The organism is Brevundimonas diminuta (genome assembly GCF_039673845.1).
GTDB lineage: Bacteria > Pseudomonadota > Alphaproteobacteria > Caulobacterales > Caulobacteraceae > Brevundimonas > Brevundimonas diminuta_E.
Genome location: NZ_JBDJMK010000010.1, coordinates 196,605 through 205,200 on the forward strand (window position 1 = coordinate 196,605; position 8,596 = coordinate 205,200).

Consider the following 8,596-nt stretch of genomic DNA (forward strand, 5'->3'; position numbering starts at 1 on the left):
GTCACGATCACCCGCCCACAGGACCATCATGAAACAGTCATTCTGGTTTGCTGCATCCGTCCATGCCCGCGCCGGCGACAGGGTCCATATCTTCATCACCACCGCGCCTGGAAAGTCAGATTTAGGGCGCTGGCTGGGCTTCAAGCGCCAGCTCCACGCCTCCAGATCGCCCTTCGTCTACAACGAAAGCTCCAAAGCCTGGTTCATGACGCACTATCACGCCGTAATTACGGATGAGATGCTGCTGGCCCCTTCATCCAGCCCGAAGGTCTATGAACATACGCCCGACCCCGCGCTCATCGTCGCGAAAGTCATCTACGGCGAAGTGCTCGGATCCGCCGTCATCCGAAGGATCAGCGACGAAGACAGCGGTCTGGATTCACGGCTGGACGTCGACGTTCTGTCCGAACGCACGATCGCCCAGGGCGAATCCTGGCTGCCCGACACGGATTGAAGCAGCGTCGTTCCTCTGCCCCCCTGCATGCATCCATGCCTCGGTCAGGCAGCCAGAAAACGCCACTTCATCCGCCCATTCTCAAGACGTGATCTCCTCATAATGAGTATTCATGTGGATCAAGCGGCCAATTCCTTACGGATAATCTCCGCGCCCGCGCTCAGGGCCTTCAACTTGCCGTTGGCGACCCGACGCGACAGAGGCGCCATGCCGCAATTGGTCGAGGGATACAGCTTGTCCGCATCAACGAACTGCAGCGCCTTGCGCAGGGTGTCGGCGACCTGTTCAGGCGTTTCTATGGTGTTGGACGCCACGTCGATGGCCCCGACCATCACCTTCTTGCCCCGGATCAGTTCGATCAGATCCATCGGAACATGCGAGTTCTGGCACTCCAACGAGATGATATCGATGCTGGACGTCTTCAGCTTGGGGAAGGCTTCCTCATACTGACGCCATTCCGAGCCCAGCGTCTTCTTCCAGTCCGTATTGGCCTTGATGCCATAGCCGTAACAGATGTGGACGGCTGTCTCGCACTTCAGCCCCTCGGCCGCCTTTTCCAGGGTGGCGACGCCCCAGTCGTTGACCTCGTCGAAGAAGACGTTGAAGGCGGGCTCGTCGAACTGGATGATGTCGACGCCTGCGGCTTCCAGTTCCCGGGCTTCCTGATTGAGGATCTTGGCGAACTCCCAGGCCAGCTTTTCGCGGCTGCCGTAGTGGTCGTCATACAGGGTGTCGATCATGGTCATCGGCCCCGGCAGGGCCCATTTGATCGGCTGGCCGGTCTGTTGTCTGAGGAATTTGGCGTCCTCGACGAACACAGACTTCGGGCGGCTCACGGCGCCGACCACCGTCGGCACGCTGGCGTCATAGCGGTCGCGGATTCTGACGGTCTTGCGGGTCTCGAAATCAACGCCTTCGAGGTGCTCGATGAAGGTGGTGACGAAGTGCTGGCGCGTCTGCTCGCCATCGCTGACGATGTCGATTCCGGCCTGCCGCTGATCGTCAAGCGCCAGACGCAGGGCGTCCTGCTTGCCCTCGATCAGTTCCTCGTCCTGAAGTTTCCAGGGGGACCACAGCGTCTCGGGCTGGGCCAGCCACACAGGCTTGGGCAGGCTGCCTGCGGTCGAAGTGGGCAACAGTGTTTTCATGATGGATGTCTTTGAGATTGCAGGCGGATCAAACGGCGAAGCTGGCGGACCACTGGTCGAGAATGTCGCGATAGGGCTTGATGAAGCGCTCCTCGACAAACCGGCCCTGTTCAACGGCCAGACGACTGCGCTCTTCGCGGTCATAGACGATGCGCGTCAGCGAATAGTCCTGATACTTCAGGCTCGGCTGGTAATGCTCCGTCGCCGGAGAATTGGCGTTGTAGATTTCGGGGCGATAGATCTTCTGGAACGTCTCCATCGTGCTGATGGTGCTGATCAGTTCCAGATCGGTGTAGTCCCCGCACAGGTCGCCGATGTGGTAAAAAGCCAGCGGCGCCACGCTGTTTGCGGGCATGAAATAGCGGACCTTCATCCCCATTTTCGCGAAATACTGATCGGTCGGCGAAAACTCGTCATTGGCGTATTCGAGGCCCAGAACCGGGTGCGCCTCGCCGGTGCGATGATAGGCCTTGTTGCTCGACACGCTCAGACAGATGACGGGCGGCTTGCCGAAATTATCGCGATAGGCGCTCGAATTCAGGAAGTGGCGGAAAAGCTTTCCGTGCAGATCGCCGAAGTCCTGCGGAGCGCCGGCGTCCGGGTGGTTCTTCATGTGCTGGGGCAGAACCACGCTGAAGTCGTAGTCGCGGACGTATGAGGAGAAGTTGTTGCCGACGATCCCCTCGATCCGCTCATCGGTGCTGCGGTCGATGACCGTGGTCTGAAGGATTTCAATCAGGGGAAAGGCGTCGTCGTCCTCGGCGGACACGCTCATTTCAACCGAGATGATCTTGAGCTCGACCGCGTAGCGATCCCCCTTGGGGTTGTCCCTGTGCGCCAGGGAATTGAAGCGGTTGTCGATCATCTTCAGGGTGTTGCGCAGATTCTCCCGGCGGCTTTCCCCCCGCGCCAGATTGGCAAAGTTCGTCGTGATGCGCGTGTTCTCGGCGGGATGATAATCCTCGTCGAGCGCGGTGCGCTTGATCCTGAATGTGAAGTCTCTGCTCAGCATGGTCTCTGCCGTTGATACTGTAGCGAGACAGCGGACAGGGACGCGCGACCGCCCGCACACGGGGGCCATCCCGTCGCAGCGCTCATGCGGCCTGACCGGACACCCCGCCGGAGGACGATATCTGTCGAGGCAGGTCTCCTGGCTCGCGGGTCATAGCTTCCGGCCCGGCCTTCCCGGGGGCGGACCCCCAGTGACGCGAAATGGACCTTCGGCTCGCCGCTCACAGTTGCGGGGGCAGCGCCGGCATCGACCGAAGTCCCACCGGCTTCCCTCTTAGCTCCGCACAGTCCGAGGACCGCGCGCAGAACCACGACCACGCAACAGTGCCACACCACCGCCGCAAGTCAACAACAATATAAAGATATCTTTATATAGTTATGTGATTATCGTTTCAGACCATGGCCGCTGTCGGATAGGGAGTGGCGGCGCTGTGGTTGATGTCGATCTGCAGGGCGCGGCCGATGAAGGGGAAGGCGCGCTGGGGGCAGGTCGGGCGCTCGCAAATCTTGCATCCGGCGCCGATGGGGGTGGCGGCGGCCTGATCGGACAGGTTCAGACCCTTGGAATAGACCAGCCGCTCTGCGTGGCGGATGTCGCAGCCCAGGCCGATGGCGAAGGTCTTGCCCGGCGCGCCATAGACCGGCCCCGGGCTGCCGACCGTGCGGGCGATCCACAGATAGGTGCGGCTGTCGGGCATCTGCGCCATCTGGGTCAGGACCCGGCCCGGCTGGACGAAGGCTTCATAGACATTCCACAGCGGGCACGACCCGCCGACGCGCGAAAAGTGGAAGTCCGTGGCCGACTGGCGCTTGGAGATGTTCCCCGCGCGGTCCACCCGGATGAAGAAGAAGGGCACGCCCTGGGCGCCCGGCCGCTGCAGGGTCGACAGGCGGTGGCAGACCGTCTCGAACCCCACGCCGAAATGCCGCCCCAGCCGGTCGATGTCATAGCCGTGCGTCTCAGCCTGCCGCAGGAAGTCGCCATAGGGCAGGACCAGCGCGCCCGCGAAATACTGGGCCAGACCGATCCGCAGCAGGTCGCGCGTCTCGCGCTCCTGCGGCAGGGCGGCGTCGATCAGGCTTTCGATCAGGTCGCCCTCTTCCAGAAAGGCCAGTTGCAGGGCCATCTGGAAGGCCTGCTGTCCCTGCTTGATGAAGGCCGAGACATACAGGGTCCGGTTCGGCCCGTCGTAGCGGCGCTGCGCCTCGTCCGTCTCGTCGAAGATGACGCGGACGCCGTGCCGTTCGGCCAGCCAGGCGACCAGACCGGGGCGCACCTGACGCGGCGACAGCCCGGCCTCGGCATAGAGACGCTCGGCCGCCTCATCCAGTTCGGCCACGTGGTTGCGGCGCGCATAGAAGAAGTCGCGCACCTGTTCGAACGGCATCCGCGCGGGGGCCTCGCCCGCCGCGTCCTCGCCCAGCCGCAGGGCCATGATCTCAGCCCGTTCGGCGCTCAGGCGCGTCTTGCGGTGCAGGGCGACCAGCGCGCGCCCGACAGCGGGCATGTTCATCGCCAGTTCGCGCAGTTCGATCGCCGAGACCGGCTCGTCCCCGCCCTCGGCCAGCGCCTCGCGCATGTCGGAGATCAGCCGCCCTTCTTCGTCCTCGGAGAACAGTTGCACGTCCACGCCGAAGGCGGCGTTCAGCTTCAGCAGCAGCGGCACGGTCAGCGGGCGCTGATTCTGCTCGATCTGGCTGAGGTAGGAGTTGGAGATGCCCAGGGCGCGCGCGACCGCCGTCTGGGTCAGGCCGCGCTCCTCGCGCAGCCGCCGCAGCCGCACCCCCATGAAGGTCTTGCTCATGTGTTTTGCAACTTTTACAGACCGCGCCAGATATTTTGGCAAGATTTACACGATAAATCGTGCGATTTCAGCGTCTTGTGTAAATATTGCAAATATACTAGCGACGCAAGAACGGCTCAGTCGGCGGCGTCGAACGACCCGGCCGGGACCAGAACGCGGCCTTCCATCAGGCGGCGCGCGCTGCGGCTCATGACGGCCTTGGCGACGGTCCAGACGCCATCGACCTGTTTAGCCTCGGCCCCGACGCTCAGTGTTCCGGACGGATGGCCGAAACGGACCGAGCCGCGCGCGCCGCCGCCCGCCGCCAGATTGACCACAGTCCCCGGAACCGCCGCCGCCGCGCCGATGGCGACCGCCGCCGTGCCCATCATGGCGTGGTGCAGCCGCCCCATCGACAGGGCGCGGACCAGCAGGTCGATCTCGCCCGCCGCGACCGCCTTGCCGCTGGAGGTCACATGGTCTGCGGGCGGGGCGACGAAGGCGATCTTGGGGGTGTGCTGACGCCGGGCCGCCTCTTCTGGCGAGTCGATCAGCCCCATGCGCACGGCGCCGATGGCGCGCAGGGCCTCGAAGCGCGCCAGGGCGGCCGGATCGTCGTTGATCGCCCCCTGCAGCTCCGCGCCCGAATAGCCGAGGTCGGCGGCGTTGACGAAGATCGTCGGAATGCCGGCGTTGATCAGGGTGGCCTTCAGCCTGCCGCCCGCGACCAGCGTTTCGGGCACGTCCAGTTCATCGATCAGATTGCCGGTGGGGAACATGGCGCCGCCATCCTCGCCCTCTTCAGCCGGGTCGAGAAACTCCAGCACGATCTCGGCGGCGGGGAAGGTCACGCCGTCCAGTTCGAAGTCGCCCGTCTCCTGCACCCTGCCGTCCGTGACCGGCACATGGGCGATGATGGTCTTGCCGATATTGGCCTGCCAGATGCGCACGGCGCGCACCCCGTCCGGCCCGACCGGGACATAGCCCGCATGGATGGCGAAGGCCCCCGCCGCCGTCGACAGGTTGCCGCAGTTGCCCGACCAGTCGACGAAGTCCGTGTCGATCGACACCTGCCCATACAGATAGTCGACATCGTGATCGGGCCGCGCGCTGGGCGAGATGATCACGCATTTCGATGTGCTGGAGGTCGCCCCGCCCATGCCGTCGGTATGCTTGCCATAGGGGTCAGGACTGCCGATCACGCGCTGGAACAGGCGGTCGCGGGCGCGGCCCGGAACGCGGCACGCCTCGGGCAGGTCTTCCAGCCGGAAGAAGACGCCTTTGGAAGTGCCGCCGCGCATATAGGTGGCGGGAATGGCGATCTGGGCCTGTTGCGACATTCAGGCGGCCTCCGTCCGAGCGGCGAGGAAGTCCTGAGCGAAGCGCTGCAGCACGCCGCCCGCCTCATAGATCAGCACCTCTTCGGCCGTGTCCAGACGACAGGTCACGGGCAGTTCGACCGTCTCACCGGTCGTGCGGTGGATCCTCAGCATCAGGTCGGCGCCGGGGCGGCGCTCGCCCGCAACGTCGAACACCTCGGTCCCGTCCAACTCCAGCGTCAGGCGCGTCACGCCCGGTTTGAACTCCAGCGGCAGGACACCCATGCCGATCAAATTGGTGCGGTGGATGCGCTCGAACCCTTCGGCGACGATGGCCTCGACGCCCGCCAGCCGCACGCCCTTGGCCGCCCAGTCGCGCGACGAGCCCTGCCCGTAATCGGCGCCCGCGATGATGATCAGCGGCTGGCGGCGATCCAGATAGGTCTCGATCGCCTCCCACATCCGCATGACGGTTCCGTCCGGCTCGACGCGGGTCAGGGAGCCCTTCTTCACCGCCCCGTCCACCACGGCCATCTCATTGACCAGCTGGGGGTTGGCGAAGGTGGCGCGCATGGCGGTCAGGTGGTCGCCCCGGTGGGTGGCGTAGGAGTTGTAGTCTTCCTCCGGCACGCCCATGCGCGTCAGATACTCCCCCGCCGCTGACGTGGCTAAGATGGCGTTGGACGGCGACAGGTGGTCGGTGGTGATGTTGTCCGGCAGGATCGCCAGCGGCCGCATCCCCGTCAGGGTGCGCGGATTGGCGGCCAGGGCGCCGACGCCTTCGGTGTCCCAATAGGGCGGGCGACGGATATAGGTCGACTGCGGGCGCCAGTCATACAGGGGGCTGACGCTGACCCCGCCGCTGCGGCGCGCGCCGAACATCGGCTCATAGACGGCGCGGAACTGTTCCGGCTTGACCGAGGCAGCGACCACGGCGTCGATCTCCTCGTCCGAGGGCCACAGGTCCTTCAGGCGGATTTCGCGACCGTCGACCACGCCCAGCACGTCCTGCTCGATATCGAACCGCACCGTCCCGGCCAGCGCATAGGCGACCACCAGCGGCGGCGAGGCGAGGAAGGCCTGTTTGGCGTAGGGGTGGATGCGGCCGTCGAAATTGCGGTTCCCCGACAGAACGGCGGTGGAATAGAGGTCGCGGTCGATAATCTCCTGCTGGATGGCCGGATCAAGGGCGCCGGACATGCCGTTGCAGGTGGTGCAGGCGAAGGCGACGATGCCGAAGCCCAGCGCCTCCAGTTCCGACAGCAGGCCCGATTCTTCCAGATAAAGCCGCGCCACCTTGGACCCCGGCGCGAAGGACGACTTGACCCACGGCTTGCGCGTCAGGCCCAGGGCGTTGGCCTTCTTGGCCAGCAGGCCCGCCGCCACGACGTTGCGCGGATTGGAGGTGTTGGTGCAGCTGGTGATGGCGGCGATGATGACGGCGCCGTCGGGCAGCAGGCCCTCGCGCTCCTCGGCCTGCGCCTCGGCCAGACCGACGGCGACGCCGCTGTCCTTCAGCGCCGAGGTCGGCAGGCGGCGGTGCGGGTTGGACGGCCCGGCCAGATTGCGCTCCACCGTCGACAGGTCGAACTCAAGCACCCGCTCATATTCGGCGGTCTTCAGCGTCTCGCCCCACAGGCCGGTGATGCGGGCGTAGGTTTCGACCAGCGCCACCTGATCGGGTTCGCGGCCAGTCAGCTTCAGATAATCGAGCGTCTGCTGGTCGATGTAGAACATCGCCGCCGTCGCCCCGTATTCCGGGCACATGTTGGAGATGGTCGCCCGGTCGCCGATCGACAGGCTGTCGGCGCCCTCGCCGAAGAACTCCAGCCAGGCGCCGACCACCTTCTGCCCGCGCAGGAACTCGGTCAGGGCCAGAACAATGTCAGTCGCCGTGATGCCCGGCGCGCGCCGTCCGCTCAGTTTGACGCCCACGATGTCGGGCAGCCGCATCATCGAGGCGCGGCCCAGCATGACCGTCTCGGCCTCCAGCCCGCCGACGCCGACGGCGATGACGCCCAGCGCATCGACGTGCGGCGTGTGGCTGTCGGTGCCGACGCAGGTGTCGGGGAAGGCCACGCCGTCGCGCACCTGAACCACCGGAGACATCTTCTCCAGATTGATCTGGTGCATGATGCCGTTGCCGGCCGGAATGACGTCGACGTTCTCGAAGGCGCGCTTGGTCCATTCGATGAAGTGGAAGCGATCCTCGTTGCGGCGATCCTCGACCGCGCGGTTCTTCTCAAAGGCGTCGGGATCGAAGCCGCCATGTTCGACCGCCAGCGAGTGGTCGACGATCAACTGGGTCGGCACCACCGGATTGACCTTGGCCGGGTCGCCGCCCTGCTGGGCGATCGCGTCGCGCAGGCCCGCCAGATCGACCAGCGCCGTCTGGCCCAGAATGTCGTGACAGACGACGCGCGCCGGATACCACGGAAAGTCCAGATCGCGCCGCCCCTCGACGATCTGGGTCAGGGCGTCGGTCAGCTGTTCGGGATCGCAGCGGCGCACCAGCTGTTCGGCCAGCACGCGCGACACATAGGGCAGGCGGTCATAGGCGCCCGGCTGGATGGCGTGGACGGCGGCGCGCGTGTCGAAATAGTCGAAGGGCGTGCCCAGCAGCCGCCTGCGGTAATCGGTATTCATCAGCGCGGATGTCCCTGCTTCCATGAGGCCGCGCCGGGCGGCGTCCGGCGCCGGACGAAACCGGCGGCGGCGTTCCATGCGCAGACGTGCGGCCCTTATCCGACCCTCGCGACCTCAGGTGAACGGCTGAAAAGGCGGAGACTTGTGAACGCCGCCCTGTAAATCTGTAAAAGCTGCAAAAGAGCTACTCGCCCCAAAGCCCTCCCCCTCGATGGGGGAGGGTTGGGTGGGGGT

The 8,596-nt window shown here is 65.2% G+C and carries 6 protein-coding genes and 1 riboswitch; of the genes, 1 reads left to right on the forward strand and 5 read right to left on the reverse strand.

Annotated elements, in window-relative coordinates:
- Nucleotides 1-28: 28 nt before the first annotated feature.
- Complete coding sequence (locus ABE454_RS12815; protein WP_346532217.1) at nt 29-454, forward strand: hypothetical protein; 426 nt, start codon at nt 29-31, stop codon at nt 452-454.
- 119 nt (nt 455-573) lie between these two features.
- Here ABE454_RS12815 and ABE454_RS12820 read toward each other — a convergent pair whose 3' ends face one another.
- The 5 genes from ABE454_RS12820 to acnD form a co-directional block, all read right to left on the reverse strand.
- On the reverse strand, nt 574-1,602 hold the full coding sequence (locus tag ABE454_RS12820; protein ID WP_346532218.1) for a methionine synthase: 1,029 nt from the start codon (nt 1,600-1,602) through the stop codon (nt 574-576).
- A 28-nt stretch (nt 1,603-1,630) separates the two neighbouring features.
- Complete coding sequence (locus tag ABE454_RS12825; protein ID WP_346532219.1) at nt 1,631-2,614, reverse strand: DUF1852 domain-containing protein; 984 nt, start codon at nt 2,612-2,614, stop codon at nt 1,631-1,633.
- Between the two features lie 111 nt (nt 2,615-2,725).
- A riboswitch (cobalamin riboswitch) is annotated at nt 2,726-2,941 on the reverse strand.
- 64 nt (nt 2,942-3,005) lie between these two features.
- On the reverse strand, nt 3,006-4,418 hold the full coding sequence (locus ABE454_RS12830; protein WP_346532220.1) for a short-chain fatty acyl-CoA regulator family protein: 1,413 nt from the start codon (nt 4,416-4,418) through the stop codon (nt 3,006-3,008).
- Between the two features lie 116 nt (nt 4,419-4,534).
- Entirely contained in the window at nt 4,535-5,737 is a 1,203-nt protein-coding gene (gene prpF, locus ABE454_RS12835) for a 2-methylaconitate cis-trans isomerase PrpF (protein ID WP_346532221.1), read from the reverse strand.
- Nucleotides 5,738-8,362, reverse strand: a complete 2,625-nt coding sequence (gene acnD / locus ABE454_RS12840; RefSeq protein WP_346532222.1) for a Fe/S-dependent 2-methylisocitrate dehydratase AcnD — start codon at nt 8,360-8,362, stop codon at nt 5,738-5,740.
- Between the last annotated feature and the right edge of the window lie 234 nt (nt 8,363-8,596).

Excerpts from the sequence above, each read along its gene's own strand:
- prpF (WP_346532221.1), bottom strand. The coding sequence starts at position 5,737 with ATGTCGCAACAGGCCCAGATCGCCATTCCCGCCACCTATATGCGCGGC.
- ABE454_RS12830 (WP_346532220.1), bottom strand. The coding sequence starts at position 4,418 with ATGAGCAAGACCTTCATGGGGGTGCGGCTGCGGCGGCTGCGCGAGGAG.
- ABE454_RS12815 (WP_346532217.1), top strand. The coding sequence starts at position 29 with ATGAAACAGTCATTCTGGTTTGCTGCATCCGTCCATGCCCGCGCCGGC.
- ABE454_RS12825 (WP_346532219.1), bottom strand. The coding sequence starts at position 2,614 with ATGCTGAGCAGAGACTTCACATTCAGGATCAAGCGCACCGCGCTCGAC.
- ABE454_RS12820 (WP_346532218.1), bottom strand. The coding sequence starts at position 1,602 with ATGAAAACACTGTTGCCCACTTCGACCGCAGGCAGCCTGCCCAAGCCT.
- acnD (WP_346532222.1), bottom strand. The coding sequence starts at position 8,362 with ATGAATACCGATTACCGCAGGCGGCTGCTGGGCACGCCCTTCGACTAT.